Origin of the sequence: Serratia proteamaculans (assembly GCF_013337185.1) — a bacterium.
GTDB classification, from domain to species: Bacteria; Pseudomonadota; Gammaproteobacteria; order Enterobacterales; family Enterobacteriaceae; genus Serratia; species Serratia proteamaculans_D.
The window spans coordinates 196683-217299 of the sequence record NZ_SWDE01000003.1 but is presented as its reverse complement, the minus strand read 5'-3'; the positions used below and the strand labels follow the sequence as shown (position 1 = coordinate 217299).

General features: G+C 52.1%; 18 protein-coding genes and 1 tRNA gene. 7 read left to right on the top strand and 12 right to left on the bottom strand.

The genetic code is table 11. From position 1 onward, the window contains the following. The 5 genes from FCL49_RS14560 to FCL49_RS14540 form a co-directional block, all read right to left on the bottom strand. On the bottom strand, positions 1-1638 hold the full coding sequence (locus tag FCL49_RS14560; RefSeq protein WP_174354121.1) for an ATP-binding protein: 1638 nt from the start codon (positions 1636-1638) through the stop codon (positions 1-3). Positions 1639-1799: 161 nt separating this feature from the next. Beyond that, positions 1800-3122 carry a type II toxin-antitoxin system HipA family toxin gene (locus FCL49_RS14555; RefSeq protein WP_174354120.1) on the bottom strand — a complete coding sequence of 441 codons (1323 nt, stop codon included), beginning with the start codon at positions 3120-3122 and terminating at the stop codon, positions 1800-1802. Positions 3123-3126: 4 nt separating this feature from the next. After that, complete coding sequence (locus FCL49_RS14550) at positions 3127-3423, bottom strand: helix-turn-helix transcriptional regulator (protein WP_130382573.1); 297 nt, start codon at positions 3421-3423, stop codon at positions 3127-3129. Between the two features lie 325 nt (positions 3424-3748). Then, positions 3749-4168, bottom strand: a complete 420-nt coding sequence (locus tag FCL49_RS14545) for a putative T6SS immunity periplasmic lipoprotein (protein WP_174354119.1) — start codon at positions 4166-4168, stop codon at positions 3749-3751. 4 nt (positions 4169-4172) lie between these two features. Next, positions 4173-4340, bottom strand: a complete 168-nt coding sequence (locus tag FCL49_RS14540; protein WP_174354118.1) for a hypothetical protein — start codon at positions 4338-4340, stop codon at positions 4173-4175. Positions 4341-4477: 137 nt separating this feature from the next. Between FCL49_RS14540 and FCL49_RS14535 the strand changes: the two genes are divergently transcribed. After that, the gene (locus tag FCL49_RS14535) at positions 4478-5125 is read left to right on the top strand and encodes a hypothetical protein (RefSeq protein WP_174354117.1); all 648 of its coding nucleotides are present in this window, start codon (positions 4478-4480) and stop codon (positions 5123-5125) included. A gap of 528 nt (positions 5126-5653) precedes the next feature. On the opposite strand, the gene FCL49_RS14530 is transcribed toward FCL49_RS14535, so the two are convergent. Then, positions 5654-6289, bottom strand: coding sequence for a carbonic anhydrase (locus FCL49_RS14530; protein ID WP_017891468.1), 636 nt, complete (start codon positions 6287-6289; stop codon positions 5654-5656). A gap of 330 nt (positions 6290-6619) precedes the next feature. Between FCL49_RS14530 and FCL49_RS14525 the strand changes: the two genes are divergently transcribed. Beyond that, the gene (locus FCL49_RS14525) at positions 6620-7324 is read left to right on the top strand and encodes a hypothetical protein (protein WP_174354116.1); all 705 of its coding nucleotides are present in this window, start codon (positions 6620-6622) and stop codon (positions 7322-7324) included. Positions 7325-7365: 41 nt separating this feature from the next. Here the strand turns inward: FCL49_RS14525 and FCL49_RS14520 are convergent, their stop codons facing one another. The 4 genes from FCL49_RS14520 to lptF all read right to left on the bottom strand — a co-directional run bounded on the left by FCL49_RS14520 (position 7366) and on the right by lptF (position 10865). Next, complete coding sequence (locus FCL49_RS14520; RefSeq protein ID WP_167796599.1) at positions 7366-8130, bottom strand: glycoside hydrolase family protein; 765 nt, start codon at positions 8128-8130, stop codon at positions 7366-7368. Positions 8131-8373: 243 nt separating this feature from the next. Further along, a tRNA-Leu gene (locus FCL49_RS14515) sits at positions 8374-8458 on the bottom strand. 242 nt (positions 8459-8700) lie between these two features. Then, the gene (gene lptG, locus FCL49_RS14510) at positions 8701-9771 is read right to left on the bottom strand and encodes an LPS export ABC transporter permease LptG (RefSeq protein ID WP_135314927.1); all 1071 of its coding nucleotides are present in this window, start codon (positions 9769-9771) and stop codon (positions 8701-8703) included. Then, on the bottom strand, positions 9771-10865 hold the full coding sequence (gene lptF / locus FCL49_RS14505; protein ID WP_174354115.1) for an LPS export ABC transporter permease LptF: 1095 nt from the start codon (positions 10863-10865) through the stop codon (positions 9771-9773). Before lptF ends, lptG begins: the two co-directional genes overlap by 1 nt. A gap of 280 nt (positions 10866-11145) precedes the next feature. Between lptF and pepA the strand changes: the two genes are divergently transcribed. The 4 genes from pepA (at position 11146) to FCL49_RS14485 (ending at position 16787) form a co-directional block, all read left to right on the top strand. Then, complete coding sequence (pepA, locus tag FCL49_RS14500; protein WP_037424420.1) at positions 11146-12657, top strand: leucyl aminopeptidase; 1512 nt, start codon at positions 11146-11148, stop codon at positions 12655-12657. A gap of 84 nt (positions 12658-12741) precedes the next feature. After that, entirely contained in the window at positions 12742-13191 is a 450-nt protein-coding gene (locus FCL49_RS14495) for a DNA polymerase III subunit chi (protein WP_174354114.1), read from the top strand. 13 nt (positions 13192-13204) lie between these two features. Beyond that, entirely contained in the window at positions 13205-16081 is a 2877-nt protein-coding gene (locus FCL49_RS14490) for a valine--tRNA ligase (protein WP_174354113.1), read from the top strand. Positions 16082-16283: 202 nt separating this feature from the next. Further along, positions 16284-16787 (top strand): GNAT family N-acetyltransferase, encoded by a 504-nt coding sequence (locus tag FCL49_RS14485; protein WP_174354112.1) that lies wholly within the window; start codon positions 16284-16286, stop codon positions 16785-16787. A 47-nt stretch (positions 16788-16834) separates the two neighbouring features. Here the strand turns inward: FCL49_RS14485 and FCL49_RS14480 are convergent, their stop codons facing one another. Further along, on the bottom strand, positions 16835-17839 hold the full coding sequence (locus FCL49_RS14480) for an acyltransferase family protein (RefSeq protein ID WP_174354111.1): 1005 nt from the start codon (positions 17837-17839) through the stop codon (positions 16835-16837). Positions 17840-18191: 352 nt separating this feature from the next. On the opposite strand from FCL49_RS14480, the gene FCL49_RS14475 reads away from it, so the two are divergent. Next, positions 18192-19799 carry a GMC family oxidoreductase gene (locus FCL49_RS14475; protein WP_174354110.1) on the top strand — a complete coding sequence of 536 codons (1608 nt, stop codon included), beginning with the start codon at positions 18192-18194 and terminating at the stop codon, positions 19797-19799. A 21-nt stretch (positions 19800-19820) separates the two neighbouring features. On the opposite strand, the gene miaE is transcribed toward FCL49_RS14475, so the two are convergent. Then, a complete protein-coding gene (gene miaE / locus FCL49_RS14470; protein ID WP_012005012.1) occupies positions 19821-20585 on the bottom strand; it encodes a tRNA isopentenyl-2-thiomethyl-A-37 hydroxylase MiaE in 765 nt (254 codons plus the stop codon). Between the last annotated feature and the right edge of the window lie 32 nt (positions 20586-20617).

Here is a 20617-nt window from a genome sequence, read left to right as displayed (position 1 = left end):
TCAATCTTCTTCAGCGGTCAGTTCACTTGGTTCTGGGTCTGGGACATTACGTAGGAGCTTTCGAAGGTTATTCGAAATCTCTGAACGGATATCTTCAAAAATTGGCTCTAGTTCTTCGTTGGTATTATTCTGCTCTGCCACTGCAAAAGCCCACAAAAGTATATCCATTCCTTCAACTGCATACCCATTCGCCGCTGCCCGTTTATAGATCTTCTGGTAGAAGTCATGATGCTTATTAAGTAATACAGCTGGCACATAACCGCTTTCATTAGGACTACGAAGTGCGGGCTGCCAAAGCTCACCAGAAGTTATATCTTCCACTGCCTCAACATAAACAGTTTCAGTATTTACATGGCTTTGGACCGGCACACGAAGCTTGATTTTTGGCCCAAAATTGTTGGATATGAAAGCTGATTGCGTTTTTTGATCAACAGATGTTACTTTCGGTTTTTCGGCATTTTCCGTACCAGCAATATTTTTATTGGAACTAGAATGATCAATTACTTGAGAGTTTACTTGTTGGGAATTCTTCCTACGATAGCGATTTTTCGCTTCTCTGTAGATAGGTTTTAGGATTCTTTCTAAGCCCTCAATAAGATCAGGATGAAACAAAATTCGAGATTTTTTCACATCAATGTGAAATGCGTCATCCAGTTTATGGCCGAAGTCAAATTCAATACGCAATAAAGAACTATGAGGTTCAATAACACCAAAGACCCCCATCCAGCCACCATATTGAATTAGGCGACCTTCACGATATATGTAAAAGCCTTGGGCCTTGTTCGATATGCGTGCCTGAGCCTTCTCATCATCAGTCATGTCCCTACTGTGAGGAAGGATCCATGCTTTCATATTCGCAATATCGACTGAATTATCAGGTAGCTCTACCTCAAGATTTTGAAACTTTTCCTGCAGAACCTGTTCTGCCTTACTTGGATAAAACGGATTCCATGGTTCTACAGCTACGCCACCAATGAATATATCAATATTGCGTTCACGAACATCTTGTTTGTCTAAAAATCGGTGATAAACTAGTGAAACATGCTTAGTTATGCTTGAGATTAGCCTATTGATAGCATTCTTTTCGTTGGTACTACCAGGTTCATACTCCTTTGTTAAAATTCTGTCACACTTTTCCCAGATGAGAAGCGTTCCTGTTTCACCACATAACTCACTAAACATTTCTTGTTCATCTGCAGTGATTGGCTCATTAAGCATCTCCCACGCATCGCGCGCTGCGACATGCTCTAAATCCCAAGCAAGTTTGGTCAGATTTTGACTATTTGAGTCTCTCGAAATCAAGGTATACTTAAGACAAGCAGAGCTAGAAGCTGTCTTCAGGCCAAGTCCGAATTTTCCTAAACTTTCCGGATTTTCTCGCTCAGCAGCTCCATAACGCATAGCCTTATGGATACCTTCGGCGTTCATACCTTTCCCATTATCACCGAAATAAACTTTTTTTCGTCCGTCATCATGCAAAATAATGTCGATACTTATCTGATCCGCATCTGCAGCAATCGAGTTGTCGATAATATCAGCTGATGCAGTCTTAACGTTGTACCCAGTGTCTCTGAGACCAAAGATTAACCGGGTCGCATCAGGTTCATTTACAAGATCATTTTCTAAATTATTATTCATTCTAGAATCCCGTATTAATTAGAATTGTTAAGTATTTAACCTATATTTAGCAAGTGGAATATTACCTATCTGATTGACTGATGGTCAACCGAAATGAAAGACAATGCTGTACTGTAATCAGTGGAATAATCCCTATATTGATTGATACTGGACGCAACATTTCATCCCCCAGCCAACCGCACGCACTGCTGCTTCATACCATCAAAAATGCAGGCTGCTAATTCTGGTGGAAACGAATCAGGCAGCAACCCAGTGACACGATCAATGACTCCCGGAGTCTCCGCAAGGAGCTCTTCAATAATAAATTCAACCTCCTGTTGGCCTAACCCGGTTATTTCACCCTGTTTTATCCAGTGGTGGCGTCGGATCTGACTAATGAGGTAATGGTTACTGCTCCCGCGAACGGCCATTGCCAGCTTGCACTTCTGCCAGGCTATTTGGCTATTACCCGGGCCAATCACTGGCCACGCAGATAACACATCATACAGTGGCGTCAGGTGGTAACGATTTTGTGGTAAATGCGCAAGACTGAAATTCTTTGCATGGCCATCGGTGGCAGCCAGTAGCCAAAAAATAATCTGCGCTTTGAAAAAGTGTCTACGATCTGCTGCAGCCTGATCTGAACGGCTCAGAACGTCCATAATATCGGTAATACCAGGGCCACGATCTGACTGATATTTTCTCAGAGGTGAAACGCCCAGAGCCTGACACATATCCTCTTGTGGCAGACGGATCCACCACTGCCTATCACTCGATAGCTTCCTGTCAAAACGCTCCACGATCAGCGCTTTTTGATCTTCAAACTGCGCAATAACCGTTCTTGCGACAGGCACTCCATAGTGTTCAAGAATGAGAGAACATAGCCACTCATTCTCGATGGATGTGCTCATATCAGCCCGCATATTTCCCACCAGCCCCAGCGCTAATTTGAAAATATGCGTGGTCGGCGTATTTCCCTCAGGCAAACACCACTGATTGTCATGCCACAACAGCGCTGTTTTTTCCTGAGCTCCGGCGATGGATAAACGCAGATCGTCATCCTGGCCATGTTGTCCCGGTAACACCGCGGCAGTATTGCGAAGCATCTCGGCAATTTGCGCTTCTGAAAGCGGGCGCTGCCTTATGGAAAAGATCTGGGCGGGTTGCTCGTCAATATCAAGAAGCTGTATAGCGCCAACGCAATCGCGGCCAAGCTCAGCCAGTAAATCAAAGGGATCCAGACTTTCGGCATGATAACGCATTGCCAGCCGTCGGCGGATCCCTTCACTATCCGGCAGCAGGTTATCGAAATAATCGCGTACTACGCTACCGCGATAAGGCTGATTCCCCGGCGTGAAAGGCAAAGAAAGCGACAATGGCCTGCCCTGACTATCTGTAATCCAGTCAGGGTGATATTCCAGCCGATCCTCACCTCTGTGCTTTTCCCAATATCCCACTGGGATACCATTCATCCAGATAGCTAACCGTTGTTGCAAACGACGCATATCATCACCACTGTTCCCGTCTGGCGGGTGAGTCTATATGAGCTGTAGAAGCTTCCTCGGTTTCACATCCCGGAGAGGTAAGCTCGGAAGAAAACACCATTTCAATGCCCAGCACATTAAACACCCTAAACAGACGTTCCAGGCTGGCTGATGCCGGATTTGACTCCAGGCGTGCATAAGTCTGCTGAGTGACACCCAACCTCTCAGAGACGTCTTTTTGCGTCAGACCTTTTGCTTTACGAAAACCCACCAGTAAAGGGCGTAGCTGGCTTAGTGTTTTTAACGGATAGACGGTATTCATAGATAGCGGCTCGCTGCCTTATCACTGTGTACAGATTATAGGCTGTATTATTCACATTACACCCCACAGGCTGTAAATGCAAAATACAGCTTATAGGTTGTTTCACTATAAATACAGCTCAAAGGCTGTTAAAGAGATCGCAATACGATTGTTCCAGCCAACCGCTTATGGCATCACATATTTATGCTGGATTGCAGAATTTGTTAACGCTTCTTTTTTTACACTGCTCGAGCAAAGCAGGAATGCTTCTTCATAAAAATGCCCTTGCTCATTTTATGATGACCTGCTTTTTTACTGCGGGACTTTATCTAGCAGCCATAAACTCTCAATCTGTGGGTATAACTCTAATTACCCCGTCCTCGTCCCGCACGTTAAACCCAACGCCGAACACCCGGGCGGCAGGCTCAACGCCATTGCGCCGTTTATCTTGCGACAGCAGGGTCACTGAAAATCCGTAAGACTTTCCGTCTTCGAATATGTAGTTAAAGTCAGGAATGCATTTATCCGATGCCACCGCAGGCATCTTGTTATCGGTGAAATTCTTGCCAAAGATATGATTGGCGTTACCGATTTCCTCGATAATAACGCCGGATAGCCGTTCATCCCCTTCAGGTTGAACTATCACACAGACCTTATTATCAACAGTAGTGACGTTGGCCGTGTAGTTCTTCGGCCTTGGATCGTTCATATGCATACAACCAGTAAGCAACAAAGCCAGAGTTCCTGAGAAAATAGTTCGGTTCATCCTGTTACCTCTGCTTAAAAAACTGAGAGAGCGTATGCGCGTATTTTTTATCTATATTTCTATCCGTCACGCCCTGAAAATTCACGCCATTGTTAATCGCACCCAGCCAAATGGCGTAGCCATACTTCTTCAGAAACCAGTCATCGGCAATGATAGAGGCCTGTTGCTCCATCGGGTAGTTAGTTCACCTTCCACTTATGTTCTTCTCATTGAAAACCACAGTCCCGTTGGTTATGTTACACCCATGCTAAACAAAGAAACTGACATGAAGTCTGCTGCGGGTCGGTTAGAAACTATTGTGGGACATGGATGAACTACTCTGATATCGCCGAAAGGATAGTGAAAGTAACAGTCTCTCCAGGGACTGCTGTTGGGTTGGCCCATGGCGCAATGTCGGTGCCACTTGATCTGGGATATTTGGCATTGAGTGTATTTGATACCAGTAATCGTCGACGAATGGAGACTGAACGTATCCGTCTTATTGGTGCAATCAGGTCCGGCATACTCAACTATCATCAGATGATACGCGCCATCCGAATCATCATCGATGCCTTTACCAGCTATATTCCCAAAGACATGCAAGACCAAGTCTATCGCGACATACTCTCGTCAACCGCAGGACGTATGCTTACGAGCGGCGTTCTTGCCGCAACCATCGCAAATCAAATTATCGCCGCAGGTGGTTCGGCATTCTTATCAAAGGTGGCCACCGGTTCCGTGGGGTTTGCCCTTACCAGTGGTGGGCTGCTGGAACACAGTATTTATAAGTCGCTGGGGTTAGAGAGGGAGAATGCATCTGTGTACTACAAGCTGAGACAGGCGGGTAACCTGGATTTCCTCTACTTCCTGATTAAGTCGAATATGGAACCCTTCGTTGAAGCATTAACCGTTCGCAACCGTTATGGTGAGGGGGAGTTTATAAAGATCCTCGAACTACTGGAGAAGAATGCACAATGAAAGAAGCCGGAATATTCACTCGGGCCTTGAGGTTCTTATGCGATGTACTGTTTCAATTGATGCTCATTATCGCACTCGCTCTGTGCATCTACTTCTTCTTCCATTTTGAAACGGTTACAGAACGCCTCATTTACATCATCGGAACCCTGGCCGTTTTTTACCTCCTTCATAAGATTAGTACTGTAATAGTCAGGAAACTGAAGGGGTAATAACCGGTGATGATACCCGTCTACTGCTGCGCCTAACTTGGATCGAATTCGTCGGATGTGAGAGGCGCATCAATCCGAGATTTCATAATGCACTTCATAGTCACCAAAGCACTTTCCTGACTTCACTTGGTTCGTAGCGCTGATGAGGAATTCCGTAGCCTCCACAAAAGTAGAGATAAGTATCATGCCCTCGCCATATCGAGGGATCTGCTATGGCTTTTAGTGAGTATCAAAAGCGGACAGGATTCTTTAGATCTACCCATAAAAAAATCCACGCCGAAACGTGGATTCAATTTGATAGCCAAGGCCAACCATCACTTTATTCGAAGTGAACTGCGGGGTTATCCGCCAGTGAAACGAAATTCTTCGTATTTTTATCCAGCGTGCGGATCTCGCCACTTTCGATGTCGTACACCCAACCGTGCAGACGCAGGCCGTTGTTACGCAGACCCACGGCAACGGACGGGTGAGTCTTAATATTGTTTAGCTGGGCTATGACGTTCTCTTCGACCATAGCGTTAACTTTGTCGATTTCGTTATCCCACGTTTTCTTCTCTACCACCGCTTTGGCCGCGTCCGCATAGTGCAGCCAGTGGGCCACAGCAGGCATCGGGTCAAGACACTGGCAAGACGCTATAGCCTTCATGGCACCGCAGTTCGAATGGCCGCAAATCACGATATCCGTGACGCCCAGTGCAACAACCGCATATTCAATGGTCGCCGACACCCCACCCGGTTCCGGGCCAAAGGAAGGAACGATATTGCCTGCGTTACGGATAACGAAAAGCTGCCCCGGCTCTTGCTGGGTCACAAGCTCGGGTACCAGGCGGCTGTCAGAACACGAAATAAAAAGCGCTTTAGGGTTCTGGCTGGAGGCAAGGCTGCGGAAGAGTTCCTTACGCTGTGGGAAAATCTCTTTCTGGAAGCTGAGGAAACCTTCAATGATATGTTGCATAGCACGCTCTCTGGGTCTGTAGTCTCGATAACATGATAATCATCACTCCCGGTTAGTCCAGTACCTCTTAAACAGAAAATGAGCGTTCAGGGAGCTGCAATGACGAGGGTGTTTTCTTAACCACTTCCCTGATATCACGGGAAACCGCATTCAAGTCTTGAACCTCTGCCTACGGCAGTCTAACCCCAAGACTAAAAGTGCTAATATTATGTTCATATTCAACTCTGAAAGATAAAATATTATCACCACGGTTAAAAACAGCATCTTTACTTCCTGACACAAACCATCATCCCTACATCAACATATCTTATTGAAAAGGAAGGACACGGAATGGCTCAAGTGAAGAAGTTATGGTTGATTGTCCCCTTTATAATATTCGGGTTCTCCAGCGCTGAAGCAGGCTTGTTGTCCTCTGCAGAGATTGATCGGTCTATTTTCGCCAAAGACAGCGATTTTTCAGATCAGTTTTATTTCAAAGGTCCGGGAAACAAACAGCTGCAAGCCACATCCTGCGCCGACTTTTACCAAAAATATCAACAGTTCGGGCCACCGGTTGAGCAATCCAGGAATGCGATGGATTTTAATACGCTTCGGCAAAATCTGGGGGCCTGCCTGATCAATCACAGTTTACTGGCTGACTCATTCACTGCAGGTCAAAAAGGGTTGGCTATCGGCATGCCAGCCAGCTTGCCGGAGCGGTTACCCGCTTTAATGTATCAGGCGATCAGTAACGATGACCTCAAGCTTAGAGCTAAACAAGTTAGCGCAGGCAAATCCCTGAAAGCAGTCGATACGTCTATTCATTTTGTAGATAGAAAAGACGGTGTCTTTAACCTGGCCGATAACATTGCCGGCAACTATGCGATTGATTTCTTAGGGGCGGGTCGTACGAGTGCCAATGGGGAAAAGGTGTATGTCGTGGAACAAAGCTACAGCGTGCAGAATGCGACCTATCGCAGTACACGTTATTTCCTGCTGAAACCTGAAAAAGACGGCCGCTACAGTGTCGAAACTGAAGCTATTGTCTTCCCATAAAAATACCGCCCCGACAGGGGCGGTATTGCCAGTAATGCACATTAATGTTCGGATCTACGGGCTGCTCGATCACGCTGCCATTCGGCAGCATCTTTTACCGTTTGAGCATCTGTGAATGCCTTTTTAGTCGCATCATTACGCGCTTTATTGGCATCCTTACGATTCGACTCATCGGCCGCTTTAGTCCAGTTTTTGCTGTTCACCGCTTTATTGAAGTTGGTGTACTTGCCCAAACCGGCACTCCCTAACTGATAGACCATATCGTGTAAGGCAACCTGGATCCCCTGACTGAAATCGTAGAAATCACTATAACGGTTGTGCAGAGAAATACGATCGGCATCCACATGCGTACGTACCAGGTCTTTAATTGAGTCTTCCGTTAACGTCAAAGACGTCGGAGAGTGATATGCAGTGGCGGCTTTATTTTTGCTAAATGCCCTCTGGACACGCTCAAACTCAGCTTTGATTTCCGCAGCGGTCGCAACAGCCCCGCTGGGTTTATTGAAGGCCAAACGTTGTGCGTCAGCAACGGACGGCAGCATGGTGCCAATTCCAACCGTAACATGCCCATTAGTATCGACATACATGTAAGGGATTTTGGCCTCATAAGTTTCCAGATCGGCATAAATCGAAGCAAACTCGGTATCATTAGTTTTATCAGTGCGGTTGATAGTGTCCGAGTTACTGTCACGGCCATTATCTGCACCACCATGAGTGGTATCACCGAAATTACCGCCACCACGATCCCCTCTTACTGTGATCGAATCTTCATTGCGCTCGCATAAAACGTACTTAAGAATTTTCATGCTATTCCCTGCCTTCTTCCTGATTGGCAATAGGCCATCCCTATGCCATGTCTGTATATAAACACAGCAATATTCATATGCAGCCGGCAGTTTGTTGTTGGGTTAACAGCACAACATCGAATGAAGTTCATTGTTTATAAAACAATGTGATAAGACGAAGAGGATTTAAACAATAAAGGGGGCAGCCAAATTCCAGGCACAAAAAAACCACCTTTCGGTGGCTTCTTGTTCGCGCTGTACTAATGGTGCCGAAGGCCGGACTCGAACCGGCACGTATCTCTACGGTTGATTTTGAATCAACTGCGTCTACCGATTTCGCCACTTCGGCACTGCAAGTAGTATGCGGAAAACGGATGCATTATACCTTTCAGCGATCCACGTGCAACACTTATCCGTTGTTCAATGAGTTAAGTGCTGAAAAAAGCGCCGATGGGGTCACATTTGGCTGGTTTTATGGGCGAAGTAAGCAGTGCCCCACGTATTAATATCAGCAAGAGCCGCCCCACCAGGCCCCAGAAACAAAAAAGGCGTAACCAATGGCTACGCCTTCTTAAACTGCCTGCAGTGCCGCTACTTGCGTTTTAGCAGCATATACACGCTGATCAACAGGAACAGCATGCTTGGCAGCAACGCGCCCAGCACCGGCGGCATGTTGTACACCAGGCTTAGCGGGCCGAATATCTGGTCCAGCACGTAGAACAGGAACCCGAAGCTGATACCGGTCACCACACGCACGCCCATCGGCACGCTGCGCAGTGGGCCGAAGATGAACGACAGTGCCATCAGCATCATCACCGCAACGGAAAGCGGCGAGAACACCTTGCTCCACATGTTCAACTGGTAGCGGTTGGCTTCCTGGCCGCTCTGCTTCAGGTACTTCACGTAGTTGTGCAGGCCACTGATGGAGAGTGAGGTTGGGTCCAGCGCCACCACGCCCAGCTTGTCCGGGGTCAGGTTGGTTTTCCATTCGCCTGTCAGGGTTTGGGTGCCGGTGACCTGTTTTTCATTGGTCAGGTCAGAGGTATCCACCTGCGAAAGCTTCCACACGCCGTCTTCAAAGCTGGCGCTGGCGGCATAACGCACCGTCTCCAGCCTGCGCTGGTCGTTGAAGTGGTAGATATTCACGCCGGAAAGCTCTTTCTCGCCCGCAACGCGTTCGATATAGATAAAGTCGGTGCCGTCTTTAGCCCACAGGCCGTTCTTGGTGGAAAGCAACGAGCCGCCGTACATCTGCTGTGCGCGGTAGTTGCGCGCCATCTGGTCGCCCTGCGGTGCCACCCACTCGCCAATCGCCATGGTCAACAGCACCAGCGGGATGGCGGTTTTCATCACCGAACCGGCGATCTGCATGCGGGTAAAGCCGGAAGCCTGCATAACCACCAGTTCACTGCGCGTCGCCAGTTGCCCCAGGCCAAGCAGGGCACCCAGCAGGGCCGCCATAGGGAAGAAGATCTCGATGTCCTTCGGCACGCTCAGCAGGGTAAACATCCCGGCGCCCAGCGCCGTATAGTCACCCTGGCCCACTCTGCGCAGCTGGTCGACGAACTTGATGATGCCGGAAAGCGACACCAGCATGAACAGCGTCATGATGATGGTGTTGAAAATTGTCTTACCGATATATCGGTCTAAAACACCAAACATCAGGCTGCTCCTCTCAGGCGTGCACGCAGCTTACGCATCGGCACCGTATCCCACAGGTTTAGCGCCAGCGCGATAACAAAGTACACGGCGTTGACCAGCCAAATCCACAGCATCGGATCCAACTTGCCTTTACCGGCGTTGGAACGCAGCGAGGTCTGCAGCAGGAAGAATATCAAATACAGCAGGATCGCCGGCAGCATGCTCAGCACGCGGCCCTGACGCGGGTTCACCACGCTAAGCGGTACTACCAGCAACGCCATCAGCACTACAGACACCACCAGCGTCAGGCGCCAGTGGAACTCGGCGCGCGCGTCCGGGTCGTCAGACTTCAGCAGCGTCTTCATCGACATCTGATCGGCCTGGTTGCCGTCCACGGCGACCGCACGGTGGCCGACCACCGCTTTATAGTCGTTGAAATCGGTAATGCGGAAGTCACGCAGCAGCGCGGTGCCCTCAAAGCGGGTGCCCTTGTCCAGCGTCACTTCCTGCGAACCGTCTTTCAACTGGTTGATCTTGCCGTGTTCAGCCACCACCACCGAAGGGCGTTGGTTGCCGTTCGGCCGCAGCTGCGCCAGGAACACGTTATTGAAGGTGCTGCCCTTAACGTTGCCGATAAACAGCACTGCGTTACCGTCTTGCGAGGTCTTGAACTGCCCTTCTGCCAGCCCGGCAATGCTTGGGTTCGCTTTGGCTTCGGAAACCACCACGTCCTGATAGCGCGAGGCCCAGGGCCCGACCCAGAACACGTTGGCCGCCGCAATAACGGAGGTGAAAAGTGCCAATACCATGGCCGCGATGATCAGGGTTCGTTTACCCAGCCCGCAGGCATGCATCACGGTGATTTCGCTGTCGGTATACAGCCGCCCAAGCGTCATCAATAAGCCAAGAAACAGGCTTAACGGCAGGATTAGCTGCGCCATCTTCGGCACACCCAATGCGAGCAAAGAGAGAACTAAATTTGTCGGGACATCGCCGTCCACCGCATCGCCTAACACCCTGACTAAATTCTGACAAAAGAAGATCAGAAGCAGGATGAACAAGATCGCGATTTGGCTCTTTAGCGTTTCCCGTACCAGATATCTTATGATGATCACGCTTATTACGCCTGTGAAAACTTGTCTTTTTGCAGGAAAATCGATAGTTTCATCGCTAATCCGCCATTTATTCTCATCATATGGCAACCAACACAGCTAAAATAGTATTACAACATCTAGCATTTGGGTGTCCTATAGGAACTTGCTTATAGTCGCCAAAACAGAGCAATTTACGCCGTTCAGGTTAACATAACTCGTTAACTCAATGGCGGGAGATCGTTACGGAGTGCGTCATTCTAGCCGTAGCGCCTGCCTTTGTCTTTAAGATTCAGGAGAGTGCATGGAGTTCAGTGTAAAAAGCGGTAGCCCGGAAAAACAGCGCAGTGCCTGTATTGTAGTCGGCGTTTTTGAACCGCGCCGCTTGTCCCCTATCGCAGAACAACTCGACAAAATCAGTGATGGTTATATCAGCGCTTTGCTGCGCCGTGGCGAACTGGAAGGTAAAGTCGGGCAGACGTTACTGCTGCACCATGTACCTAACATTCTCTCCGAACGCATCCTGTTAATTGGCTGTGGCAAAGAGCGCGAGCTCGATGAACGCCAGTACAAACAGGTGATTCAAAAAACCATCAATACCCTTAACGATACCGGCTCCATGGAAGCGGTCTGCTTCCTGACCGAGCTGCACGTGAAAGGCCGCAACACTTACTGGAAGGTGCGTCAGGCGGTGGAAACCGCGAAAGAAACGCTCTACACCTTCGATCAGCTGAAAAGCAACAAAGTGGAGCCACGTCGTCCGCTGCGCAAGATGGTGTTCAACGTGCCGACCCGTCGTGAGCTCACCAGCGGTGAACGTGCGATCCAGCACGGTCTGGCGGTGTCTTCCGGCATTAAAGCGGCGAAAGATCTCGGCAACATGCCGCCGAACATCTGTAACGCCGGTTACCTGGCCTCACAGGCTCGCCAACTGGCAGACGCCTTCAGCACCAACATCACCACCCGCGTCATCGGCGAACAGCAGATGAAAGAGCTGGGGATGAACGCCTATCTGGCGGTTGGCGCAGGTTCGCGTAACGAATCATTGATGTCAGTGATGGAATATAAGGGCAATCCTAACCCGGACGCTAAGCCAATTGTGCTCGTCGGTAAGGGCCTGACCTTCGATGCCGGCGGCATCTCGATCAAACCTGCCGATGGCATGGACGAGATGAAGTACGACATGTGTGGCGCTGCCACCGTGTACGGCGTGATGCGTGTGGTGGCGGAACTGAACCTGCCGCTGAACGTGATCGGCGTGCTGGCCGGCTGTGAAAACATGCCGGGCGGCAGCGCTTATCGTCCGGGCGACGTGCTGACCACCATGTCCGGCCAGACCGTCGAGGTGTTGAACACCGACGCCGAAGGCCGCCTGGTGCTGTGCGACACCCTGACCTACGTTGAGCGTTTCGATCCGGAGCTGGTGATTGACGTTGCCACCCTGACCGGTGCCTGCGTGATCGCGCTGGGCCACCACATCACCGGCCTGATGTCGAACCACAACCCGCTGGCGCATGAACTGATCGGCGCGTCCGAACAGGCAGGCGATCGCGCGTGGCGCTTGCCGATGTCCGACGAGTACTACGAGCAACTGGACTCCAACTTTGCCGATATGGCGAACATTGGTGGCCGTCCGGGCGGGGCTATCACCGCAGCCTGCTTCCTGTCGCGCTTTACCCGCAAGTACAGCTGGGCACACCTGGATATCGCCGGCACCGCCTGGCGTTCCGGCAAGGCCAAAGGGGCCACCGGTCGTCCGGTTGCCTTGTTGTCGCAGTTCTTGCTGAACCGTGCAGGGCTGAACGGCGACGATTAAATCTGAGTGGTAATTCAGGTATAATCCCGAGGGGCACAGCATGCTGTGCCCCTACACTTTTTATAGGCAGCGGTGAATCAGACCATGAAACAGGCAACGTTCTATCTAATCGAACACGCGGAACCCGCAGGTGCGCTCAGCGCGCATGAGGCCGTGGCCTGCGCCGTTGCCGCCACCGGCTTCCGTTCCGGCAAGCGGGTGTTGATCGCCTGCGAGAGCCAGGAACAGGCCGAGCGGTTGGACGAAGCGCTATGGCAGCGCGATCCGCACCAGTTCGTGCCGCACAACCTGGCCGGTGAAGGCCCGCATTACGGCGCCCCGGTCGAACTGTGCTGGCCCGGCAAACGCGGCAACTCCCCGCGTGACCTGCTGATCGCCCTGCTGCCGCAGTTTGCAGATTTTGCTACTGCTTTCCATGAAGTGGTAGACTTCGTCCCATACGAAGACACCTTAAAACAGTTGGCGCGCGACCGATATAAAGCTTATCGCAGCGTCGGCTTCCATTTGACCACGGCCACGCCGCCAACTCACTGAACAACGATATAAAATGGAAAAGACAAACAGTCACCTCGATACCGCCTACGACCCGAAAGAGATCGAACAGAAGCTGTACGATCACTGGGAAAACCAGGGTTACTTCAAGCCAAATGGTGATACCAGCCAGGAAAGCTTCTGCATCATGATCCCGCCGCCGAACGTCACCGGCAGCCTGCACATGGGCCACGCCTTCCAGCAGACCATCATGGACACCATGATCCGTTACCAGCGCATGCAGGGCAAAAACACCCTGTGGCAGGCGGGTACCGACCATGCCGGTATCGCCACCCAGATGGTGGTTGAGCGCAAGATCGCCGCAGAAGAAAACAAAACCCGCCATGACTATGGCCGCGATGCGTTCATCGACAAAATCTGGCAGTGGAAGGCAGAATCCGGCGGCACCATCACCCGTCAGATGCGCCGTCTGGGCAACTCCGTGGACTGGGAGCGCGAGCGCTTCACCATGGACGAAGGCCTGTCCAACGCGGTACGTGAAGTGTTTGTTCGTCTGCACAAAGAAGATCTGATCTACCGTGGCAAGCGCCTGGTGAACTGGGATCCGAAACTGCGCACCGCCATCTCCGATCTGGAAGTGGAAAACCGCGAGTCCAAAGGCTCCATGTGGCACCTGCGTTACCCGCTGGCCGACGGTGCTAAAACCGCCGAAGGCAAAGATTATCTGGTGGTCGCCACCACCCGTCCGGAAACCGTGCTCGGTGATACCGGCGTAGCGGTGAACCCGGAAGATCCGCGCTACAAGGATTTGATCGGCAAAGAAATCCTTCTGCCGCTGGTTGGCCGCCGTATCCGCATTGTCGGTGACGAACACGCCGATATGGAAAAAGGCACCGGCTGCGTGAAAATCACCCCGGCGCACGACTTTAACGACTACGAAGTTGGTAAACGTCACGGCCTGACGATGATCAACATCCTGACTTTCGATGGCGATATCCGTCAGGAAGCGGAAGTGTTCAACACCCTCGGCGAAATCTGCACCGACTACTGCAACGAGATCCCGGCCCAGTTCCGTGGCCTGGAGCGCTTCGCGGCGCGTAAAGCGGTAGTGGCTGCCTTTGAAGAATTGGGCCTGCTGGAAGAAATCAAGCCACACGACCTGACGGTGCCTTACGGCGACCGCGGCGGCGTGGTGATCGAACCTATGCTGACCGACCAATGGTACGTGCGTACCGCTCCGCTGGCGAAAGTGGCGGTGGAAGCGGTTGAGCAAGGCGAGATCCAGTTCGTGCCGAAGCAGTACGAAAACATGTACTTCAGCTGGATGCGCGACATTCAGGACTGGTGTATCTCACGTCAGTTGTGGTGGGGTCACCGTATCCCGGCCTGGTACGACGTGAACGGCAAAGTCTATGTTGGCCGCAGCGAAGAAGAAGTGCGTAGCGAGAATAACCTGGGCCCGGAAGTGGTGCTGAACCAGGACGAAGACGTGCTGGATACCTGGTTCTCTTCCGGCCTGTGGACCTTCTCCACCCTGGGCTGGCCAGAGCAGACCGATGCGCTGAAAACCTTCCACCCGACCAGCGTGATGGTCAGCGGCTTCGATATCATCTTCTTCTGGATTGCACGCATGATCATGCTGACCATGCACTTTATGAAGGATGAAAACGGCAAGCCACAGGTTCCGTTCAAAACCGTCTACATGACCGGTCTGATCCGCGACGACGAAGGGCAGAAGATGTCCAAGTCGAAAGGTAACGTGATCGACCCGCTGGACATGGTTGACGGCATCTCGCTGGAAGATCTGCTGGAGAAACGCACCGGTAACATGATGCAGCCGCAGCTGGCGGAAAAAATCCGCAAGCGCACCGAGAAGCAGTTCCCGAACGGCATCGAACCGCACGGCACCGACGCCCTGCGCTTCACCCTGGCGGCACTGGCTTCTACCGGCCGTGACATTAACTGGGACATGAAGCGCCTGGAAGGCTACCGCAACTTCTGTAACAAGCTGTGGAACGCCAGCCGCTTTGTGTTGATGAACGCTGAAGGTCAGGACTGTGGCTTTAACGGCGGCGAGAAAGTGCTGTCGCTGGCGGACCGCTGGATCCTGGCCGAATTCAACCGTACGGTGAAGGCTTACCGCGAAGCACTGGATACCTACCGCTTCGATCTGGCCGCCAACATTCTGTACGAATTCACCTGGAACCAGTTCTGTGACTGGTATCTGGAGCTGACCAAGCCGGTCGTGACCAACGGCAGCGAAGCGGAACAGCGCGGCACCCGCCATACGCTGATCACCGTGCTGGAAGCCCTGTTGCGCCTGGCGCACCCGGTGATCCCGTTCATTACCGAAACCATCTGGCAGCGCGTGAAAACCCTGACCGGCGAAACCGCAGACACCATCATGCTGCAGCCGTTCCCAGAGTACGACGCCGCGCTGGAAGATACGCAAGCGCTGAACGACCTGGAGTGGATCAAGCAGGCGATCACCGCGGTGCGTAACATTCGCGCCGAGATGAACATTGCCCCGAGCAAACTGCTGGAAGTGCTGCTGCGCAACTGCAATGCCGACGCCGAGCGCCGCGTGCAGGAGAACCAGAGCTTTATTCAGCGTCTGGCACGTCTGGAGTCGATCACCCTGCTGCCCGCCGGTGACAAAGGCCCGTTATCGGTCACCAAACTGGTGGACGGTGCCGAGCTGCTGATCCCTATGGCCGGCTTTATCGATAAGGACGCCGAGATCGCGCGTCTGTCGAAAGAGATGGGCAAGCTGGATGCGGAAATCGCCTCGATCGAAGGCAAGCTGTCTAACGAAGGGTTTGTGGCGCGCGCGCCAGAAGCCGTGGTCGCCAAAGAGCGCGAACGTCTGACCGCCTGCAAAGAAGGCAAAGTGAAGCTGCAGGAACAGCAGGCGACCATCGCCGCGCTGTAATCTGTCGGTTCACTGCAACAGCTGAAAACAGCGGGGATTTCCCCGCTGTTTTTTTATCGCCGTTGCATCTGGCCCGCTTAAGATGTTATTACAAGGTATAACATTGCATGGACGCCGCCGGGTTATAAACCCGGCGCGTTTTTGTCTGCAACAAAAATGAAATTTCGGAACCACTAAGGTTCTTCTTATGGCGAGTGTAAACATGACAACAGCAACCCCAGTACGTCTTCTGGTGCGCCCAATAACGGCTGACGATAATGCCGCTATTGCCAATGTCATTCGCGAAGTCTCCGCCGAGCACGGTTTGACGGCGGACAAAGGCTATACCGTTTCCGACCCCAATCTGGACGTCTTGTATCAGCTTTATAGCCTGCCTCGCAGCGCTTATTGGGTGATAGAAGTCGACGGCCAGATTGCCGGGGGTGGCGGTGTAGCGCCGCTGCAGGGCGGTGAAGTAGATATTTGCGAATTGCAGAAAATGTATTTCCTGCCGGTTTTACGCGGCCAGGGCCTGGCAAAACGCCTGGCGCTGCAGGCACTGGAGTTCGCCCGTCAACAGGGCTTCCGCTGTTGTTATTTAGAAACCACCGCCAGTCTGACCCAGGCCATCGGCCTGTATGAGCATTTGGGCTTTGAGCATATCGACCAGCCGATGGGCACCACCGGCCACGTCGACTGCGAAGTCACCATGCTGAAGACGCTTTAATCTTGCTACTGCGCCCGCGGTAATAACGGGCGCAGCATGCAGCGCCCCTACTGGGATCGCACCCTCTCCGTCACCCCGCCCTTGATAGCCAACTCAATCCTGCTCAGCACCAGGCTGGTCAGGTAGGATACGGCAATTAACAACAGCAGGATCAGCGGCGTATAGCGCGGCGCAAAGATCAGCTTTTGAGTGAAGTAATAGCAATAGAAACTGTGGGTCAGCCACATGTACATCGAATGCTTGCCCAACTCGCCCACCACCCGGTTCACCCAACTGCCCAGGCCCTCTGCCGTATTCATCAGCGCAATAATAAACAGCGGCGTCACCAGCAGCAGCCCAGGATTATGGGCGACGATAAATACCGCCACCGTCACCATCAGCAAGATCAGCGGATGGGTACGGCCCAGGATAGCAATCAGTTTCACCAGCCACGAGTTCGGCGGCATTTTCTGGCTACGGCCAAACACCATGCCGAAGCCAAACGGCAGCAACCAGGTGCAATATTCGATCAACACTTCTGGCGCCCAGCCGACATACTGCAACCCCTTGCCGCACAGTGCCGCCAGAAACAACAGCCCCAGTAACGGGCCGATATTCAAGCGCGACAACAGCGGCAGAGAAAGCACATATAAAACGTAAAGTTTAAAGAACCACCACTCGCTGTTATAAGTGGATTTTATGCCCATCAGGTTTTCGAAAAACAGCGACGGCGACAGGGAATATCTTTCGCCCGGAAAGAAAATGATGCCAATCGGCACAAAGATAAACAGCACTATCCAGTAGCTGATATATAAGTTCTTCAGCTTGCCCCAGATATATTTAAACGTAACTTCTTTTTTTAGCGAGAACCCGTAACCGGATAAAAACAGGAACATCGACACGCAAATCTTGCCGAACAGACCAACAAACATCTCAATATCGACGCTGTTAATCATATGATAAACCGGGATATCCGGGCTAATACGGCTTGGGTAGGCAAACAGGTGGTGGATTAACATCAGAATGATGGCAATCCCTTTTAAATAATTAGATTTATTAATCGAAATTTCCATATTTCTTAATATCTTATCCGATAATAGATTGGCTCATCATATAGCAGCATTTTTGCTATGACACTCTCTTTCCTGCTCGGATAAGTCTCATAATTAATATTCCGTTAAGAAACAATGCGCCGTTTGTTTATAAAACCGCATTATCTCTCGCCAGCCTGTGCCCGCAGAAAAACAACAACCAATAATTAACATAGTTATGTTATTTTTTATTCATAAAAATCATGAACATGATATAAAATAAAAATATTTTTTGTGATATTCATTAACAAATTAATGATTACAAATTGACCTGCCGCCCGCTTGCGCTACTCTGCCAACATCGGCTCATGCCGCAATCGCACAGGGAGCAGTCATGTCGGAAAACGCTTTTGATTACATCATTGTCGGTGCCGGTTCTGCCGGCTGTGTACTGGCGGCGCAGTTGATCCGCCGTACCCAGGCGCGGGTGCTGCTGCTGGAGGCCGGTGGTGACGACAATAATCTGTTCATCAAGATGCCGGCCGGCGTGGCGAAAATCATCGGCAAAAAAAGCTGGCCGTATGAAACCGAGCCGGAGCCGCATGCCAATAACCGCCGCATGCAGATAGCCCAGGGCAAGGTGTTGGGCGGCAGCAGTTCGGTCAACGGCATGATCTATATTCGCGGCCAGCAACAGGATTACGACGAATGGGCTGAACGCTATGGCTGCGTCGGCTGGGGTTATCAGGACGTGCTGCCCTACTTCAAACGCGCCGAGGCCAACGAAAGCCTGTCGGATGCCTATCACGGCGGTGAGGGTCTGCTGCCGGTCAGCGAGAATCGCTACCGTCACCCGCTCAGCATGGCGTTTATTCGCGCCGGTCAGGAGCTTGATCTCCCCTATCGCAACGATTTCAACGGCGACAGCCAGCACGGCGTCGGTTTCTACCAAACCACCACCCACAACGGCGAACGCGCCAGCACCGCACGCACTTATCTGAAAGCCGTACGAAATGAACAACGGCTGGTGGTGAAACTGAATGCGCTGGTACACCGGGTGGTGTTCGACAACCACGTCGCCACTGGCGTGGTGTATAGCCAAAACGGCGGTGCCGAGGTCACGGCCCATGCCGCCCAGGAAGTGATCCTCAGCGCCGGCGCGGTAGGATCGCCGAAGATCCTGATGCTGTCCGGCATCGGGCCACACGAACATCTGCAGCAGTTGGGGATCGAACCGCTGGCGGATCTGCCGGTCGGCAAGAACTTTCACGATCACCTGCATATGTCGATCAACGTCAGCACCCGCGAGCCGATTAGTTTGTACGGTGCCGATCGCGGCCTGCAGGCACTACGTCACGGCAGCCAATGGCTGGCGTTTCGCAGCGGCGTACTGAGCTCCAACGTGCTGGAAGGGGCCGCCTTCACCGACAGCCTGGGGGATGGCCGACCGGACGTGCAGATCCACTTCCTGCCGATGCTCGACAGTTGGGACGACGTGCCCGGCGAACCGCTGCCCAATATCCACGGTTTCACGCTCAAGGTTGGCTATCTGCAACCCAGGGCGCGCGGTGAAGTGCTGCTGCGCAGTCGCGATCCCAAAGATCCGGTGAAGCTGCACGCCAACTATCTCGGTCATCCGGAAGATCTGGCCGGCAGCGTTCGCGCGGTGAAGTTCGGCCTGCGTTTTCTGCAAACCGCCGCCCTCAAACCGATTATCAAAGACTTGCTGATGCCACTGCCGGAGTGGCTGAATGACGAAGCGCAACTGGAAGAGTTCGTGCGTAACTTCTGCAAAACGGTGTATCACCCGGTGGGCAGCTGCCGAATGGGGCAATCCCCGCAGGATTCGGTGACGGATTTACAACTGCGGGTGCACGGATTTGAACGGCTGCGGGTGATCGACTGTTCGGTGATGCCACAGGTGACCAGTGGCAATACCAATGCGCCGACCATCATGCTGGCGGAAAAAGCGGTGGATTTGCTGCTGGGCACGCCGGAATAAATTCATACGGGCGCCCGGCTGTCAGGCGATGGCGGGCACGCCGCTGTGGAAGCGGAATTCGCTGTCCGGGGTTTGGATCAGCGCCGCTTCTATGCGGCCAAAGTGGGCCACCCGCTCGCTGATATCGCCACCGGCTATCTGTTCGGCCAATGTCAGGTAGTCCTGATAGTGACGCGCTTCGGAGCGCAGCAACGAAACGTAAAAGCGGTTTAGCTCATCGTCCAGGTGCGGTGCCAGGCGGGCGAAACGTTCGCAGGAACGCGCTTCGATATAGGCGCCGCAAATCAGTTTATCAATCAGCGTGGCCGGATCGTGGGTGCGGATCTCACGGATCATGCCTTTGGCATAGCGACTGGCGGTGATTTTCTTATACGGGATCTGCCGGGCCAGCATGATCTCCAGCACCTGCGAAAAATGATGCAGCTCTTCTTTGATCAGCAGCACCATTCTGTCCGCCAGATCCTGACCGTAGGCCGAGCCGTTTTTTGGCAGGATCTTGCGGGTGAAATTATTCTGCTGGAACAGCGCTTCCGGCACGCCCTGCGCTTCATGCAAAAATGCCTCGTAGGGCCTGAGCAGCGCCAGCAGTGCGTCACCGCTCTCTTTGTCTGCCACGTAGCGACGGATCAGCCACATGCCGGTCTGCGCGGCTTTTAGCTCGCAAACCATATGGTCAGTCAGCAACAGCGGCAGGTTTTCCGGACGGCGCGCAGCGTCAATCCAGGCGTCTGGGGTTTCACAGTGCAGGAAGTTTAAAATCGGGGCTAGCAGGGATTGGTATTTCATGTGTTCTTATCAGGGGCCAACAAGCGCTGGCC